The sequence below is a fragment of the Salipaludibacillus sp. HK11 genome, assembly GCF_047795645.1.
Taxonomy (GTDB): Bacteria; Bacillota; Bacilli; order Bacillales; family Salisediminibacteriaceae; genus Salipaludibacillus.
In genome coordinates this window covers 941,658-958,661 of record NZ_CP181045.1, presented here as the reverse complement: position 1 = coordinate 958,661, position 17,004 = coordinate 941,658, and the positions used below count along the sequence as shown (strand labels likewise).

Here is a 17,004-nt window from a genome sequence, read left to right as displayed (position 1 = left end):
GACCGACATATTCTTATTATTTTGAGCTAATGACATAATTATTTCATTAAATACTATTCAGCTACAGATCAACAATGCTGAGCTTATTGTTTAAAAGCAGCAACTACTATCAACCTTATCAACTTCTAAAATACTAAGTCTAAAATGAAACAGTCAATACGTTCATAAAAAATGATTTACGCAGAAAAAGGATACAAGAAAGTGACAATGAAAAAATCACAGAAAAAGTAGGAATTAAACCTCCTTCAGTATATGCATTTTTTTAAAAATAAAGAAGATGTTTTCTCACATTTATATTTAATCACATTTTCACCTTCAACTAACTAATATTCATTAGGTAGAGCCAAATAGCTAGCCTCTTCGCTAATTCCCTTAAATTATATCACACAATATTTAATTTAACATAAAATTCAAAAAATAAGAACTTGATAAAAAATCTTAGATATTTCTTAACTAGTAAAATTGAAATAGAATTCACAGACAGACTAACTGAGACATTCATGCGAAGATTCTTCTCACAATGAAGTACAAAATTGCCGCTTTTCATAGTGACACTCGATCCTTGTTCTACAGGTGAATATCTCTACCGAAGAAGTAATCTTCCGAGTGCTACGAAAACATTTTTACTGATAAAGGATGTTTTTTTATTGTGAAACGATAAATTTAATGTATAATTTAAATTAAATAAATAAGTGAGGTGATTTTAATGAAACCTGGATCTACATTGTTTTTGAAAATTGCAGTTATTTTAATTGGAATCACGATACTTTCCTTGTGTATATTTTGGTTGCCTTGGATCGCAAGTGTTTCGACTGAAGCAGCACCAGAGTTTGCTTATTTGCAATATCCCGTCTTAATTGGTTTATATGTAACCTCCATCCCGTTTTTCTTTGCTTTGTATCAGGCTTTAAAACTTTTGGACTGCATAAAAAATAACGCTACATTTTCGGAATTGTCTGTAAAGGGCTTAATGAATATAAAATACTGCGCGATTGTAATTAGTATCTTATATGTCTTAGGTAGTTTATTTCTTCTTTTACAAAATGCTCTCCACCCTGGAATAGCAATTATAGGAATGACAATTACTTTTGCTTCTGTTGTGATTGCAGTCTTTACGGCGGTTCTCCAGCGATTGTTAGAGAATGCGATAACTATTAAATCAGAAAATGATTTAACAGTATGAGGTGAAAAATAATGGCTATTATCATCAATATTGATGTCATGTTAGCGAAAAGAAAAATGAGTGTAACGAAACTATCTGAAAGTGTTGGCATAACAATGGCAAACCTTTCTATTTTGAAAAATGGAAAGGCAAAAGCGATTCGACTATCAACGTTAGAAGCTATTTGTAAGTCTCTGGATTGTCAACCTGGAGACATCCTAGAATTCAGAAGCGACGAAGATGAGGGTCTTAAAAACTAGGTAGAAATGAGAGAATCTTCCCTTTAGTTATTTACTCATTTTTCTGGATGCGATACAATTAACCTAAATCTGGAAATTGAAGGGAATGAATCATGCGCAGATATCAATATTTTATCCCAATATAAAACTATAATGGAGGGAGAATTATTGATTACAAGTTTATTTACAGAAAGATTGTATTTAAGAAAAATGGTACCCGCTGATTCTGCTAGTTTATTCAAAATATGGTCTGATCCTGATATTACGAAGTTCATGAACATATCTAATTTTAGTAATGAAGGTCAGGCAACTGAAATGATTCATTACATTAATGCACTCTCTAAAGAAAATAAAGCGATACGTTTTTCAATCATTGAATTAACATCTAATGAAATTATCGGATCTTGTGGCTTTAATTATTTCGATTTTGAAAATGCTAAAGCAGAAATTGGATACGATATTGCCAAACAATCATGGGGGAAAGGCTATGCACCAGAAGCTATCTCTAGTCTCCTTAACTATGGATTTGAAACAATAGAGATGAATAGAATCGAAGCGAAAATAGAGCCTGGGAATATAAATTCAATAAAGGTCCTAAGAAAACTAAATTTCACATTTGAAGGGACACTAAGACAGGCTGAAAAAATCCATGGGAAATTTATTGATCTTAACATGTATTCCAAACTAAACACTGATTAATTGAACTGCCTCTATTTCACTGAAATAGAGGCATCCCTACTTTTTGAAGCTATATACAATAAAACGAAACTTCGATCACTTTCACCTTTCGCTGTCGAGTATAGAGAGATCTACCAATAGGAAGAAATGACAAAGTGGAGTCATTGAAGTTTTATTTACCTCAACACAAACTTCGTCTCACTGTGCCCTTCTTTCGACTTCCTCACTTCTAGCGTCGCTGGGATCACCTGCTTCATTTCCTGCACGTGCGAAATTACCCCGATCATTCGACCAGACTGCTGAAGATCAACGAGTGTATCGATCGCTTTTTGCAGCGACTCTTCATCAAGCGAACCAAAGCCCTCATCAATAAACATCGTTTCGATCGAAATGCCTCCCTCATACGCTTGAATCACATCCGCCATCCCGAGCGCCAAACATAATGAAGCATTAAATTTCTCTCCACCCGATAACGTTTTAACATCACGCATTTGTCCAGTATAGTTATCAAGCACATCCAGTCCAAGCCCACTCTGCCTACCTCGTTTCTCGAGACGATCACTGCGAACGAGATAGTATTGCCCGTTAGACAAGCTCTTCAGACGTTCATTCGCAGCATGAATAATCTGCTCGAGAAATTCAATCTGCAAATACCGCTCAAAGCTAACCTTTTTCGTATTTTCTCCGCGCACGACATCATATAGATCCTTCACAAGCTGGAACTCTGTTTCATAGTCAGCCAGTTGTTTGTCAGCAGCAACAATTTTCTCCTTGCCATCTCCCGCTGTTTCCAAGCTGCTTTTTGCTAGTTGGTAGGCCGCCCTTGTCTCTTCCACTTCTTGCTTCAGTTTATTTAACGTTTCTTGTAAACTCTCTAAATTCGTTCGTTCCTTGTCCTTTAATTCTTCTTGTAAATCCGCAATTTGCACCGTCACCGTTTTAACTGCTGCATGATACTCATCAATTTCGACTTTCAAAGCATCACGGCTCTCTGCTGGTAGCTTCGCCTGCTTATACGTCTCTTCTGTCTCAAATCCGGCTTTCTCCAGTGCCTCAAGATAGTCTTTTTGCACTTTCTTTCGCTTAATCTCGACCTCTTTCACTTGCTTTTCAGCATGCTCCAAGTTCGATTTCGCCGTCAATAATTGCTCATTTGCTTGTTGAAAAACCTTTTGTACATGCTTCCACAGGTCATCAAGCTTGCGTTTCTTCGCTTCCGTTTCCTGAATCCGTATTTTCAACTGCTCAAGCGAGCGCAACTCTTCCGGGATATTAGCAATACTCTGGTCATAGAGTGACTTCTCCGTTTTGTAATCAGATCGCATTTCCGTTAGCTGTTTGCCAAAGTCCGATTGCTCCTTCGTTTTCACTTCTAATCTCTCTTCGACCTTACTATATGCTTTCTTTAACTCATCAACCGTTCGCTGATCCTGTTTCAGTTGTTTAATCACCTCGCCCAAAGCAATCCCTTTCTCTGAAATTACCTCGAACTCTTCCTCAGCCTGATCAGGATCATAGCGATAATCGATCACTTCTCGTTTCTTCGCCTCCACCTGTTCTTGCGACGCATTTGCCTTTGCTTGCGCCGCCGAAAACGCAGACTCTACCTGTTTTTTCTCATGCCGCTTCGCATCCAACTCTTCCTTCGTAGGAATATCGTCCGTCAAGACCGCTTTTGCCGGATGGTCTTCGCTACCACATACAGGACAAGCCTCGCCATGATGCAAATGTTCCGCTGCAAGAATACTTGCCTGCCCCCCAAGCCAACGCGCTTCTAGACTTTCAAACTCTTGCTCTATTTTTTCATAAACAGCTTTATGCTTACTAGCTTCTTCCTGCGCCTTTTTCATTGCAGCTAAATGCTTTAAGTAGTCTTGCAAAACAACCGCTTCCGTCCGGAGTTCCGCTTGTTTCTCCGTTTGATCTGGCAGAGAACGAACACTTTCCTCCAACGGTTTCAACCGCTCCGAAAGCCGAGTTTTTTCATCTTTCGCCTCTATGACTTCTTTATCAAGCGTAGCAACCTTTTTATTTAACGTCTCTCCCTCAATCGCCAACGATTGAATCTTCTTTTTCCTACCCTCAAGCTCCGTAACCGTTGGCAAGAACGCTTCAATACGGTCCAATTCTTTCGTAGTAATTTCCCGAACATCCGCCTTCTTCTCTTCATCATCATGCCTCGTTTGCGCCGCCTGTTGCGCTTGCACCGCATCACCATAACTCGTTTTAGCCCTCGTCACACGATTCCTTTTCTCATCAAATTCAGCACGAATATCAATCGCTAAATTCTCATACACCTCAAGCTGACTCGCCTTTTCAGCAAGCCCTAACTGACGCTCCTTCGCACCAACCTGCTCCTTCTGCTCATCAAACATCGCTCTCTCACGATTCTTCTCATCCAATAACTCGATACGCTTATTAATCCCTTGCGCTCGCAGAAACCGCTCCGAATACTCCTTCCAACTCTCCTCTTTCTTTTGAAAAATCTCACCCTTTTCCTTCATACTTTGTTCGTAAAAAGATATTTCTTTATCAAGAGCAACGATCACTTGGTGGGTATTAAAGTGTTCCTTCTCCAGCAAGTCAAATAACTCGGATTCTTCTCTGTAAGGTAGTGCAGCTTTTATATTCTCCATATGGATATTTCTCGTCTGCACTTGGCCTTCGTAACGCTTTTGTGCTTCTCTTCGCTTTTCGTTTAAATGGTCTACAACACTTTTATAAAAGCCCGTCTTGAAGATTCGCCGTAAAATTTCTTCTTTGTTTTCCGTCTCAGAAGTTAGCAATTTACGAAACTCCCCTTGCGGAAGCATGACAATTTGGCTAAACTGTTCCTTCGTTAACCCGATAATTGCTTGAATTTTATCATTTACCTGCGAAACGATGAAACGATCGGTTAGCGGAATTTCTTTTCCATCGGTCGTTTCATAAAATTCATATTTTTCCCCCGTGCCACTTTTGTTGCCCTGTTTAACATGAGATAACTGGCGAAAAACCCGGTAAACGCGAGATTTCAACTCAAATTCAAACGCTACCGATGTATGCAAATCGTCGTCAGCAAAATCACTACGTAGCGTCCGAATATCATTACGATCTTCCCCACTTGCATCACCGTATAATGCAAAACAAATCGCGTCGAAAATCGCCGTCTTACCAGCACCAGTTTTTCCGGAAATGACAAATAGTTTATGATCATTTAATTCGCTAAAATCGATCACTTCTTCATTTTTATATGGACCGAATGCGGTTATTTTGATTTTTAATGGCTTCATTTCCGCTCACCTTCTTTGTTAGACAATAGTTGTAGCGCATCTTTAAATAAATGTTCGGTCTCTTCCGTTACTTCCGTCCCCTTCACTTCCTCATAGAACGATTGAAACAACGAGAAATCATCCATTTTCGTACGATCTTTTTCGACTCTCGGGGAATCTGTTAACAAGAGCGAACTCATTTCTCGTTCGACATGCATTGCATTTGGATATACAGAACGAATTCGCTCCATCGCAGATAAGACGACCGTTTCGTCAAGCAATTTTACAAAAACATAGTCTTCACACACGTCGTGCTTTTCGATGTCTGCGATATAGCCTTCGACCGTATACATGTCACGCCGAGGCGTTAACTTACGCTTCTCAACAGTCACCTGACCTTCTTTATCAAGCTCAACAACAAGAAATCCTTTCTGATGCTTTTCCTCCGACACTGAATATTTCAATGGCGAACCAGAATATTGAACGGATTGATTCCCAACATGATGTGCTTGGTGTAAATGCCCAAGTGCGACATAGTCAAAGCCTTGCAAATGTTTCGCACTCGCATGATCCGCACCACCGATCGATAGTTGTCGCTCCGATGTACTCGTATTCTCTTTTTCCTCGCCATGAGAAGTAAGAAAGGCATGTCCAACAAAAACGTGACGAGCATGGTTGTCTTTCGTTTCTTCAATCTTTGCCGCAATCGCCTTCAACGCCTCATCATGCGTTTTAACCGTTTCGTCCTCAAGTGCAACCCGAACTTGGCTTGGATCAGTGTAAGGAACTAAATGAAAATGTACCTCTCCAAATTCGTCATCTAAGACGACTGGTTGAAATGGAAGCGCCAATTCCCCCGTAATATGGAAGCCTGATTGCTTCATCATTTGCCGGCCGAAATGCAACCGACTTGGGCTATCATGATTTCCCGAAATCGCCAAGAGCGGTGTGTTTAAATCAATAGCTATTTTCTCTAGCACACGATTAAGTAGTGACACCGCATCTGTTGGTGGAACTGCACGATCGTATAAATCCCCAGCAATCACAATCGCATCCGGTTTCTCTGTCTCAATCGCTTCAATAAATTGCTGCAAGATATGGTCTTGATCCTCTGTCATGTACACCCCTTGCACGAGCTTACCCAAGTGCCAGTCCGCTGTATGAAAAAATTTCATTCAAATGTCCCCCTCTTTTATATGTATCTATTTATCTTGTTAATTCATGAAATATAAGGTTACGTTTCTCTTAACTACATCCCCTCATTGTAAAAACTTTGCTAGCGTATGTACATGAGAATATCTTCCGTACTACGACTCAATAAAAGCAAAAAACACATACTGTCGTTTACCTATTAATTATATTTTAACAGGTAAACTTGCAGTATGTGACAGGGAACAAGAGTTTGTTTAATTATTTTTATACATGATGAGTCAATTTCATAATGCATTTTCTGAATAAAGTCAGAAGCGCAGAATATCAAAAGTACTCTTTTAAAAAATCGTCACTTTAAAAGCTAGTGTTGATAGTTGAAAACTTGCTCGCTTGCCGCAGGCAATGCTTCAGCTAATCGGGGGAAACCGCCCCGATGGATCTTCAGCTATTGCTTTTCCTGCAGGCGTCTCACAGATTTTCAACATCAACGATCAAAAATTTTGTATACCTTTAAGCAGCTTTCTGTCCTTGGCTTCACTTTGTTTTCAGTCGTAATCCTGCGAGTTTCATGGCATTGTAAACAAGTGTAGTAAAGTCAAAATGAACTTTCGCTCTTTCTCCTGTTCGGTATCGTATATTGTTTAGTTGAAATTGTTCTTTTAGATACGCAATCACTCGTTCAGAGGAACTTCGTTCTTTATAGATCGTCTTCCATGATTCAGTACCTCTTGCTGGAGCACTATATTTCCGCAAGTCTGTATCCATTTTTATCTTAAAGACCTTTTGACATAGCGAGTCATGAGCGAGTGGACACTCTCCACATTCTTTTGGTTGGGTAAATTTTAATGTTTGGTACTTCTTATCAAAGCTGTCATATCGGTAAGAATGTTCTCTCACACAGGTTGGGGCAAAGTGTTTATCAAAGCCAAGTGGCTCCGGTTCATTCCGCTTATTATAAGCTATAATCGAATAGCCTTTCATCCGATGAACCTGTTCATAGATAGCTGGATAATCATAGCCAGCATCCATCGTCACGTGTTTCATCTGAAAATGAGGAAAATGCGTTTGAATGCCCTTTAATAACGGAATCGCAGCTTTACCATCATTTAAGTTACCGCTAGACATGAGAGATTCGAGAATAAATTGACTCTTTGTTTCAACGGCGATATGACCCTTGAAGCCATACCAAAAAACATTTTTACCGTCACTGTTCTTTTTGATGCCCCATTCTGGACCGAGAGGGATCTCATCTTCAAGGTTGTCAAAAGGTATGTCCAATTGATCTTCGATTTTCTTTTTATAAACCGGAAGAGAAGCTTCAAATTCTTCTTTTTCTTTGAGCCATGCCGATTGTTCTTCCTTGTTTTTACGGCCGCGTTTTTTCGGCTCGGGTTTCGGTGTATCATCTTTCTTTTCTTTGGAAGGGGCTTTATCTTTCGCTTCGATATGTGTCGCATCAATGGCCACATTGAAGTCCGAAATATACCCATCATCTATAGCTTCATGGACGAGTTGATGGTTGATATCTTTCAGTACAGAAGAAGCTTTAATCTCACTTACCATGCGGGAGTAAGAAGCTTCCGAAGGAATTGCGTCTGCCACACCAAATCCGCAATCTCTTTTAAACTGAATGTCATCTTTCAGGCGTTTAACTAAGAGTTTTACTTCACTAATTCTTTCCACATAACGAATGATCAACGATTGGATCATCGCTGGATAATTCAGCTTTACAGGGCGACCCAAACGTGATTTTTTGAGCACCATGAGTACAATAGGACCGGTGGTCAGTGTTGAAAATAACTCATCGTAACGTTGGGTAGGTTCTAAATCGTATAAAACATCTATACTTAGTAGGCTCTCTTGTCGTAAAATGGACATAGGAGTCTTCCCTCCAGTCAAATTAGTTTGTTCGCTACTTACTAAATTCGACAGTTGGGGAGGTACTCCTTTTTTTGTTTCTTAAATCTCTTGGGCCACAAGGGCTCTGAATTATGAAATTGACTCATGATGATAACTATTTCTCCATTAGTTTTCCTGCAATTAAACCTAATAAAACATTCGTGATTAATAAAGTTAGGTTTTCAGAAACTATAATGGTTAGAATACCTGCTATTATTGCATAGGATAACGCATTCGCATTATTCTTCATTAAAGATTCTCCTTCCCAGATGTCGTAGATGTGCACATCTAAGGTACTATATACCCTTTTGTTATCCAAAAATCCTTAGCTTATAATATTAACTCTCACCAATTACTTGAAGGATTTAAAAAGAGTTTGTTTAATAATTTCAGAAAACACGATAACTATTTCTCCATAAGTTTACCAGCAATTAAACCTAATAAGACATTCGTTATCAATAAAGCTAAATTTCCAGTAACAATAATGGTGATGACGTACAATAGTTTGTGTAAGAAAGATGTTTAAGACGAAAAAGAGGTAGGGTATCCTCATTGTTAACGACGAAATCAACTGAGAGGAGATGCCCTACCTATGAATACTAGTATAGGACAAGAAACACTAGAAAATCAACTAGATAATATGGTGCGTGACTTCGTCAAAGAAAAACTAGAAGTCATCATGAAAGAAGAAATGACAAACTTCTTTGATCACGAACATGCGGAGTTAAAAAATGCAAAGAATGGTTATTACAAGCGCCAGTTGGACACGAAGTATGGTCGAATCGATCCTTTACATGTCCCACGTGATCGTGATAATGCTTTCCAAACGGAGATGTTCCAGCCTTATGAACGCCATCAAGCATGGTTGGGAGAAACGATCATTCAAATGTATCAAAAAGGCATGAGCACGCGAGAAATCAGCCACTTCCTTGATCGTATCTTAGGTCATACCTATTCGCCAGCGACGATCAGTAACATCACTGACGTCGTGGCAGAAGATATCGAATCATGGCAACAACGGGAGCTTCAAAAGCGTTATTCCGTCGTCTATTTAGACGGAACGTATCTCAAGCTACGACGAGAGGATGTCGCCAACGAAGTCGTTTATGTCGTTGTTGGTGTGACCGAAGAAGGCTACCGAGAAATCCTTGGATTCTATGTCGGTGGGAAAGAAAGCGCGCTTGGTTGGAAGGAAATCCTCCTAGATCTCTATGAAAGAGGCGCAAAAGAGATTCTCCTCGGGATCTTTGACGGATTACCTGGTTTAGAAGATGCCATGAAAGCTGTTTATCCAAAAGCGGATGTCCAACGCTGCGTCGTGCATAAAGTTCGAAATGCCCTTCATGTCGCACGTAAAAAGGATCAATCGGCCATGGCGGAAGACCTTAAACCAATCTACCAGGCAAACACGAGAGGGGAAGCTGACAAGTGTTTTCAAGCCTTCAAAGAAAACTGGGCAAAGAAATACCCGAAAGTCGTTCAATCATGGGAACGTGACCTTGATATTCTTCTGACTTTTCTTCAGTATCCCTCATCGATTCAGCCGATGATTTATACCACGAACATCATCGAACGAACGATGAAAGAGATTAAGAAGCGAACCAAGACAATGAACAGTTTGCCGACAGAGAAAGCTGCAGAAAAGATCGTTTACCTTCAATCCGTTGAATACAACGAGAGATGGGCCCAGCGGAAATTAAGAGGTTTCAGCACGGCTCAGCCGGTTTTACAAGAGCTATTCAAAAAACGTTATGGAACAGAAGACTAAGAGGGGCTACCTGAACCTCCCGCTCCTAGTGCTGAGCGATACCCTAAATAAATTACACAAACTTATTGACACTACCATAATGGTTAGAATACCTGCTATTATTGCATATAATGCAGCATTCATTGAGAATTCTCCTTTCAACAGTTACATGAATGATTTAAAAGTATTTAAAACCTAAATACAAGAATAAGAATATCGATCCCCAAGCAATTATCACTCTAATTCTTCTTGGAATTAACAGAACCCTTTTTAGCATTGCCGTTACATGCCACATTTTTTGTATGATTACTCTACTTAGAATTAGAAAACTGTTTATGTATATATAAACGATATTATTTCGAATCTAGCCAATTTGTTCCCTTATCTACGCTTGTTAAATTATTTATCATTAGATGAGAAATTATTAACGTTAAAAGATAAACGATAACAGGTTCATTCGTTGGAAAAGTGAAAATCAATAAAACGAAAAATACTGTTGAAATACCAAATAGAATAAAAAGATAAAGAATACTACTAATAAGTAGACTCATAGTCGAACCCACCCCCTTTTTATGAAGACGAAAAGTACTTTCTCTATTTTAATCTTAACACTCATTTCCTTTTAATTGGATAAAAAAGAGAATCTCTTCTTAAATAAATGATAACTATTAAAGTGGAATACTTCTCAAAATTTTCAACAACACTAACTTAAATAGACTCTATGGTTAAAATAAAAAATTTATCTGAATAATTATTCTAGGAATTTTGTAATGAAAAAAGCAACGCTTGGAATGATAATAATACATGTAAAAAAGGAGGTGTAAGTATTGACTAAGCGTAATAATCAAGGAAGTAAAAATCAAAGTTCACCAGAAAGAGGTGGGAAGTTAGGCACAGAATTTGGTGAAGAGGTAGCTACTGGCAATAACAATAAAGGAAATGAATACAACTCCAAACGTGGAAGTAAATCGCAATTAAAGAATCCAAGTAATCATTAATTAAAATGGAACCATCTTTGGTTTCTCACATAGAACTTCATATTATGAGTTCTATTTTTTGGTATGGAAATTATAAATTTAGTCCATTCAATTGAAGTTTTACCTTACTATAAAGCATTTCCAAAACATATTATTAAAAAATTCTATTTCCATTCTTCTTTCAAAATCGAGTAATAATACTCATCCCACCAATCATCGCCATTGGGAATACACTTCTTAAAGAATCCTTCTCTTCTCATTCCAGCTTTCTCCATTACTCGATATGACGGTGTATTTTCAGGTTGACACGTAGCGATAATCCTATGTAAGTCCAGTTTATTAAAACCATAATCCAAGACTCCCTTGGCTGCTTCGGTAGCATAACCTCTCGCTTGATATGATGGATTAAATACCCACCCAATTTCATATGTATGATTCCCAAAATATTTATGGAAGACCATATGCCCTATTAAAGTATTACTCTCTGCTTCTATAACAGGAAAATTTTCAGCATGCCCATCTCTATTTTTGTTTACAAATTTTTTCGCTTCCTCTCTTGTATGAACGCCGTCGGGGATATACTTCATAACGTCTTGATTTGACGTGTATTCAAATACAGCCTCCCAATCATCAACTTGAAACTCACGTACCAATAATCTATTTGTTCTAATATTCATTAAAATCCTCCTTTATAAAAAAACAATGAAATGAATGGTGGCTTCATTTCATTGCTATTGTATGGTTTTTAATACTTGAAACTTGACATGGGTACCAAATCATTCTACATTAAGTGGATTTCTATTGGCAAAAATATAATCACATCCTGAAGAAAGCATGAAGAGTATTTTCTTCATGCCTTTCACGACTTCTTTCCCTAGTGCTAAACTCCAAACTGTTTTAAATGATGGTCAAGATGCTTGTAGATTCCTTTGCCCCATTGTTCGGGAATTAGTTTTCCGAAAAAAGGATGTGGATGACGTGTACAATTCTCTGGTCCATTCTTTTGAAAAGTTATAATTTTTTGTTTTAGTTTTTCTCTTTCTATGTCAAAATCTCTTTTATCTGTAATTAAAATAGTTGAAATAGTGGACATATTATGTGCTAAAGGCTTGTCATTATAAAAAATAGGTTTGGCAAATCTACCTACTAATAACCCTAACCAACCTCTTTGGGGAAGAGAATAACCCATAGCGATATCTTGGAAAGATGAGCAATGAGCTAACATTTGGGAGACATCCATTTTTCCCCATTTCGCTTGTGAATTTACGCTTAAGTTTCCGATACGTTTTAATATTTGATCTGTATACAAACCCTCAAAAATATTATTCATTAGATTGACCCCTTAGTTTTTGATTTAAACCAACAAAGACACTTGTTTATTAAATATATAATTCTACATTACATTATTTTATCCTTTTTTAACGAACGATGAGTTTGTTCAATATGACAAAACGGTAAATATTAAATCGATAACATTGTTTTTTTCCTATAAGTTTAATGACATATAAATGGGATTTAATTACTATTTTATGGTATCATTAAATGGCGATTTCTTCTACTCGCCAGTGTGATTGTGTTGGACTGTTGGAAAATTATTTACTGATCGCTATTGAATAAGAATTTTTAAAAATATATAGGGATTAATAGGAAGTGTTTGAGAAATGTATAGTAATTTAAAATCGGACTGTACAAATTGCTTTGGATTATGTTGTATAGCGTTACCTTTTGGAAAATCAGTTGATTTCCCTTTTAACAAAGACAGTGGGGTTCCTTGCCGAAATTTATGTTCAAATAACTTATGTGGTATACACGATCAGTTGAGGGAGAATGGCTTTCGTGGTTGTCTTTCTTATGAGTGTTTCGGTGCTGGTCAGCATGTTTCACAATCAATTTATAATAGCAAAGACTGGCATGAAGATGCTGAACAAGCAAAAGAAATGTTTAATGTATTTCCTGTTGTTCAACAATTACACGAAATGCTCTGGTACCTCCAGCAAACTCTTACATTAAAGGAAACAAAATCGTTACAAAATAGTCTGCAAAAAGTTTACGACGAAACGGTTGAACTAACGATAAAAAAGCCAGAAGAGATTTTAAAAATTGATATTGTGGCACACAGAAGCAAGGTCAACGCTTTATTAATAGAGTCTAGTAAGATTTATAGAGCCAACAACGATAAAAAAGATCAAAAAAACCGGTTAAAGAAAAAATCAGACTATATAGGAGCAAATTTAAAGGGATTAAATCTGCAAAACGAAGATTTCCGTGGGAAACTAATGATAGCATCAAATTTAAGCCAAAGTGATTTGAGGAGAGCTGATTTTATTGGGGCTGACCTTAGAGACGCAAATTTAAGTGGTGCTGACTTAACTGACGTTCTCTTTCTAACTCAGTCACAAATCAATTCAGCAGTTGGAGATGTTTATACTAAAATACCAAGTTATTTAGAAAGACCAGGCCATTGGATGAACAAGACATTTCTTAATATTCTTCCACTAAAGAAGCTTTAGTGGAAGAACGACAAAGCCGATTCCTTTCGTTAAGCTTTCGGAAGTTTCTCCAATTTACCTTTAATCTCATCGATAGTGGCATGGTCGTCTGGAGACTTGTCTACATGCTTCCATACAATCTTGCTATTTTCATCAAACAACCATGTTCCTCCTTGAATATATACATCCTGTGTTTTCATCGATTTTTTTACGAATGATTTTTCACTCGCTTCTTTTGGAAGGAAATCCTTCACTTTCCCTGTTAGAATTCCTAAAGAAGCCATCGCTAATAATTTCAACTTCGGCATTGTTTCGTGCCCCATACCTCGATATGCCTGACGCTTTGGATCACCATATATCGGAAATGGAAACGGTCCAAAAGCATCCAGGAACTGGTTGATAAACGATCCTTTTGAAGGCGCAATCACAATAATTTGCACACCTTTATTTACAATTTCATCTTCGCGCTCACGCAACTGCGTAAGAAAATCTCGGCAAATTGGTCAACCAAGGTGGCGCACAAAAACGACGAGTGATTGTTCATTTTCCACAAGTTTTTCAAGTGTGACGTCTTCTCCATGCGGGGATTCTAACTGATAAGATAAGTTCATTTGTTTCACTCCTCTTAGTATGTATACTAGGTTATACCCTTTTGCAAACCATTGTAAAACAGAAAGAAGCCCCCACTTCCAATGCATCATACACTGGGTGGAGACTAGCTATTCAATATTAGATTACACCTTCTTCTCAATCACTGAGACAAGCTCGACATGCACGGTATGTGGGAATAAGTCTACCGGTTGAACAACCTTTAAACTATAGCCAAAGTCTTCTAATTCTTTAATATCCTCCGCAAATGTTGTTGGATTACAGGATACATAGACGATCCGGTTTGGTTGGGCTCTTCCTATTCTTCTCATCACTTTTCCACCAGCACCTGAACGAGGCGGATCCAGCATGAGAAGATCTGGTTTGCCAAAGCTCTCTAAGATTTGATCAATACCATTTCTTGCATCTTTTGCTAAAAACGTTGTGTTCGTAATGTCATTATCTTCTGCATTTCGCTTTGCTGATTCTATTGAACTCTCGACAATTTCTATACCAGCAAGCTTTTTCACACTGTTGGCAAACGGAAGTGAAAACGTCCCTACTCCACAGAATAAATCAATCATATTTTCTGAGTAACTTGGTTGCGCTAACTTCAAAGCCAGTTCCACTAATTTTTCAGCTTGAGCTGGGTTCGTTTGAAAAAATGTATCAAACCAAAGGCGAAAACGGTAACCTGCCATTTCATCATAGATAAAATCTCGACCCGCTAAGAGATGAATTTTCTCTGCCTGAGCCCGATCAGCCCAATCCGTGTTTTCAAGCCAAAGTAAGCTCTTTACGTTAAAGAATTTCTCCATTCGTGCAATTAAATCATCGGCTGCTTTTTGCAGAGATTGCTCTGGTCCTTCTGTTGCATATAGGGCAAGCATGATCTCACCTGTCGCAAAGGATTGCCGAACCATCAAGTGTCTTAGTAATCCTTCATGTAAATCTTTGTTGTAACCTGATAGTTGATGGTCTTTGACCCACTCTGATACCGCCAACGAAACTTCTACCATTGCTTCACTAGCAATCAGGCAAGTCTCTAATGGAATAATGCTACGGAAATTACCTTGCTCATGTAGACCAAGCGATCCGTCTGACGAAAACGTAAATTCCATCTTATTTCGATAACGCCATGGTTCCTCCATACCAATCGTGTCGTGTACGAGAGTTGGATCAAAACCTTGCTCCTCTATCATATGTCGAACATGATCTGTCTTATATTTTAACTGCCCCTCATACGACCAATGTTGCCAGACACATCCGCCACATTTTTCAAAGTGAATGCATGGGGCTTCCACTCTTTCTGGGCTAGCTTTTATAATTTCATCTGCTAGCGCTTTTCTTCTTTTACGTTCCGGTTCATCCACCGTCACCTTTACTTTTTCTCCAGGCAACGTTTGTGGAATATTAAGTTTTAACTTCTTTTCATTTCCTAATTCATTTTCACGCCACGTTTCCGCCCATCCGGAACCTTTATAGTCTAAACGATTGATGTCAACAATCATTGTTTCATTTCTTGCAGTCAATGAATCTTCCTCCCTTTATCTCTACACGAATAATTTCAATAAATTGGCTATTATGAAGGTGATTATAGCCTACTTTTCTTCTCTAGTATAATGGACGAATAGCGAATTTGGAATCTATAATTTGATGCAGATATTAACAATAGGTAAAACAATAGGTATCCATCATCAGTCTATCTGTATGAATACCTCTCGAAAAAAGCTAGTCGAGTCGCTTGAACGAGTAAGAATCTGGACACTGTAGGAGCCAGATAATAACTCATCAATACAAAAAGCACCACAAAAAGCGGTGCAATGAGCCTTACATATTTTTTTCAAATACATTTTAAAATCGTTTCATTCCTACTGTTCCATTAATTCATTCACAGCGACACTTTGTTTAGTATCTGGGTCATCCATGGAATGGACCGTAGCTTTGTTAGCGGTTCGATCAACATGCTCTATATAAACTTTGTCACCTTGATACATAACCGACACCATTTCAGCGGCATCCATAATTTCTTGCGCTCGTTCTACATCCATTCAATCAACCTCCATTTTACGTTTAGTTTTTGAACAATTTTAGCTTCATATTTAACCAACTACGTATATAGTGCCACTAGGATCATGATTCTATGCAAAAATATACGTACTTGTTCTAATTATGCCACGGCCAACACATTAGATGACAGGTCACAAAGAATAATTTAGGAATCGATTTAACTCATCTATCGAAATCAGTTTTTTTAAGCTTGAACGATCCTCAAATAAAATACTCTGAAGATATGAAAGTTGCTCTTTTAAAAGTATTAAATGCTCCTCTTCTTCTGTTAAACTACCACCTTTTGCATAAGTGCCGAAATGCTGTCTAGAAAAATAACTCACACGCTCAATGTCTTCTGACAAAAAGTGGTGTGCTGAATAAAACAGCACTTCTAATCGATTAAAGCTCGTTTCAGTATGATAAAGATATACATGTACGCTATCAGATTCTGGTGAACTTGTATGATGTTCATGAAGTGTTTGATCAATTCGAGTTATCACATTATTTAATTCTGTATCGAGTTGAATAATGAAATCTTCATACCTTTTTTTGTTCTCTATCTTTTCATAAAAATTGACTGATACAATAATAAAAAAGGACAGAAGAAAAAATATAATGACCTTCTTTATAAATGAATCATACTCACTCACTTTATCACCTTCGATGTTATTCGTTTCAAATAGTATAATATTTTTCATGCAATAAAAATGCGCTATTAAGGCGTGTTTGACTATTCTAAACCACCTATTTTTTTCCACTTAAATCCTTGC

The 17,004-nt window shown here is 37.8% G+C and carries 17 protein-coding genes; 6 read left to right on the top strand and 11 right to left on the bottom strand.

What is annotated here, in order from left to right; translation table 11 throughout:
• Window positions 1–706 precede the first annotated feature (706 nt).
• The 3 genes from ACM26V_RS05010 (at window position 707) to ACM26V_RS05000 (ending at window position 2,100) form a co-directional block, all read left to right on the top strand.
• Window positions 707–1,183, top strand: coding sequence for a DUF2975 domain-containing protein (locus tag ACM26V_RS05010; protein ID WP_416150343.1), 477 nt, complete (start codon window positions 707–709; stop codon window positions 1,181–1,183).
• 11 nt (window positions 1,184–1,194) lie between these two features.
• A complete protein-coding gene (locus ACM26V_RS05005) occupies window positions 1,195–1,422 on the top strand; it encodes a helix-turn-helix domain-containing protein (protein WP_416150342.1) in 228 nt (75 codons plus the stop codon).
• Between the two features lie 147 nt (window positions 1,423–1,569).
• Complete coding sequence (locus ACM26V_RS05000) at window positions 1,570–2,100, top strand: GNAT family N-acetyltransferase (protein ID WP_416150341.1); 531 nt, start codon at window positions 1,570–1,572, stop codon at window positions 2,098–2,100.
• Window positions 2,101–2,255: 155 nt separating this feature from the next.
• Here ACM26V_RS05000 and ACM26V_RS04995 read toward each other — a convergent pair whose 3' ends face one another.
• The 4 genes from ACM26V_RS04995 to ACM26V_RS04980 all read right to left on the bottom strand — a co-directional run bounded on the left by ACM26V_RS04995 (window position 2,256) and on the right by ACM26V_RS04980 (window position 8,631).
• Entirely contained in the window at window positions 2,256–5,351 is a 3,096-nt protein-coding gene (locus ACM26V_RS04995) for an AAA family ATPase (RefSeq protein ID WP_416150340.1), read from the bottom strand.
• Entirely contained in the window at window positions 5,348–6,505 is a 1,158-nt protein-coding gene (locus ACM26V_RS04990; RefSeq protein WP_416150339.1) for an exonuclease SbcCD subunit D, read from the bottom strand. Before ACM26V_RS04990 ends, ACM26V_RS04995 begins: the two co-directional genes overlap by 4 nt.
• Window positions 6,506–7,016: 511 nt before the next feature.
• Window positions 7,017–8,360: a transposase gene (locus tag ACM26V_RS04985; RefSeq protein ID WP_416150338.1), complete on the bottom strand. Its 1,344-nt coding sequence runs from the start codon at window positions 8,358–8,360 to the stop codon at window positions 7,017–7,019.
• 136 nt (window positions 8,361–8,496) lie between these two features.
• Window positions 8,497–8,631, bottom strand: coding sequence for a hypothetical protein (locus ACM26V_RS04980; protein ID WP_416150337.1), 135 nt, complete (start codon window positions 8,629–8,631; stop codon window positions 8,497–8,499).
• A gap of 342 nt (window positions 8,632–8,973) precedes the next feature.
• Here ACM26V_RS04980 and ACM26V_RS04975 point away from each other — a divergent pair, with 342 nt between their 5' ends.
• Window positions 8,974–10,149, top strand: coding sequence for an IS256 family transposase (locus ACM26V_RS04975; protein ID WP_416150336.1), 1,176 nt, complete (start codon window positions 8,974–8,976; stop codon window positions 10,147–10,149).
• Between the two features lie 332 nt (window positions 10,150–10,481).
• On the opposite strand, the gene ACM26V_RS04970 is transcribed toward ACM26V_RS04975, so the two are convergent.
• Window positions 10,482–10,679, bottom strand: a complete 198-nt coding sequence (locus tag ACM26V_RS04970) for a hypothetical protein (protein ID WP_416150335.1) — start codon at window positions 10,677–10,679, stop codon at window positions 10,482–10,484.
• A 276-nt stretch (window positions 10,680–10,955) separates the two neighbouring features.
• On the opposite strand from ACM26V_RS04970, the gene ACM26V_RS04965 reads away from it, so the two are divergent.
• Window positions 10,956–11,126 carry an imidazoleglycerol-phosphate dehydratase gene (locus ACM26V_RS04965; RefSeq protein ID WP_416150334.1) on the top strand — a complete coding sequence of 57 codons (171 nt, stop codon included), beginning with the start codon at window positions 10,956–10,958 and terminating at the stop codon, window positions 11,124–11,126.
• A gap of 143 nt (window positions 11,127–11,269) precedes the next feature.
• Here ACM26V_RS04965 and ACM26V_RS04960 read toward each other — a convergent pair whose 3' ends face one another.
• Both ACM26V_RS04960 and ACM26V_RS04955 read right to left on the bottom strand, forming a co-directional pair.
• The gene (locus ACM26V_RS04960; RefSeq protein WP_416150333.1) at window positions 11,270–11,782 is read right to left on the bottom strand and encodes a GNAT family N-acetyltransferase; all 513 of its coding nucleotides are present in this window, start codon (window positions 11,780–11,782) and stop codon (window positions 11,270–11,272) included.
• 203 nt (window positions 11,783–11,985) lie between these two features.
• Window positions 11,986–12,435, bottom strand: a complete 450-nt coding sequence (locus ACM26V_RS04955; protein ID WP_416150332.1) for a DUF1569 domain-containing protein — start codon at window positions 12,433–12,435, stop codon at window positions 11,986–11,988.
• A gap of 331 nt (window positions 12,436–12,766) precedes the next feature.
• Here ACM26V_RS04955 and ACM26V_RS04950 point away from each other — a divergent pair, with 331 nt between their 5' ends.
• Window positions 12,767–13,615, top strand: coding sequence for a pentapeptide repeat-containing protein (locus ACM26V_RS04950; RefSeq protein WP_416150331.1), 849 nt, complete (start codon window positions 12,767–12,769; stop codon window positions 13,613–13,615).
• Window positions 13,616–13,644: 29 nt separating this feature from the next.
• Here ACM26V_RS04950 and ACM26V_RS04945 read toward each other — a convergent pair whose 3' ends face one another.
• From ACM26V_RS04945 to ACM26V_RS04930, 4 genes are all read right to left on the bottom strand, one after another.
• The gene (locus ACM26V_RS04945; protein WP_416150330.1) at window positions 13,645–14,070 is read right to left on the bottom strand and encodes a peroxiredoxin-like family protein; all 426 of its coding nucleotides are present in this window, start codon (window positions 14,068–14,070) and stop codon (window positions 13,645–13,647) included.
• A 258-nt stretch (window positions 14,071–14,328) separates the two neighbouring features.
• Window positions 14,329–15,693: a 23S rRNA (uracil(1939)-C(5))-methyltransferase RlmD gene (rlmD, locus tag ACM26V_RS04940; protein ID WP_416151789.1), complete on the bottom strand. Its 1,365-nt coding sequence runs from the start codon at window positions 15,691–15,693 to the stop codon at window positions 14,329–14,331.
• A gap of 360 nt (window positions 15,694–16,053) precedes the next feature.
• Window positions 16,054–16,233 carry an H-type small acid-soluble spore protein gene (locus ACM26V_RS04935; protein WP_416150329.1) on the bottom strand — a complete coding sequence of 60 codons (180 nt, stop codon included), beginning with the start codon at window positions 16,231–16,233 and terminating at the stop codon, window positions 16,054–16,056.
• 150 nt (window positions 16,234–16,383) lie between these two features.
• A complete protein-coding gene (locus ACM26V_RS04930) occupies window positions 16,384–16,932 on the bottom strand; it encodes a hypothetical protein (protein ID WP_416150328.1) in 549 nt (182 codons plus the stop codon).
• Window positions 16,933–17,004: the final 72 nt, after the last annotated feature.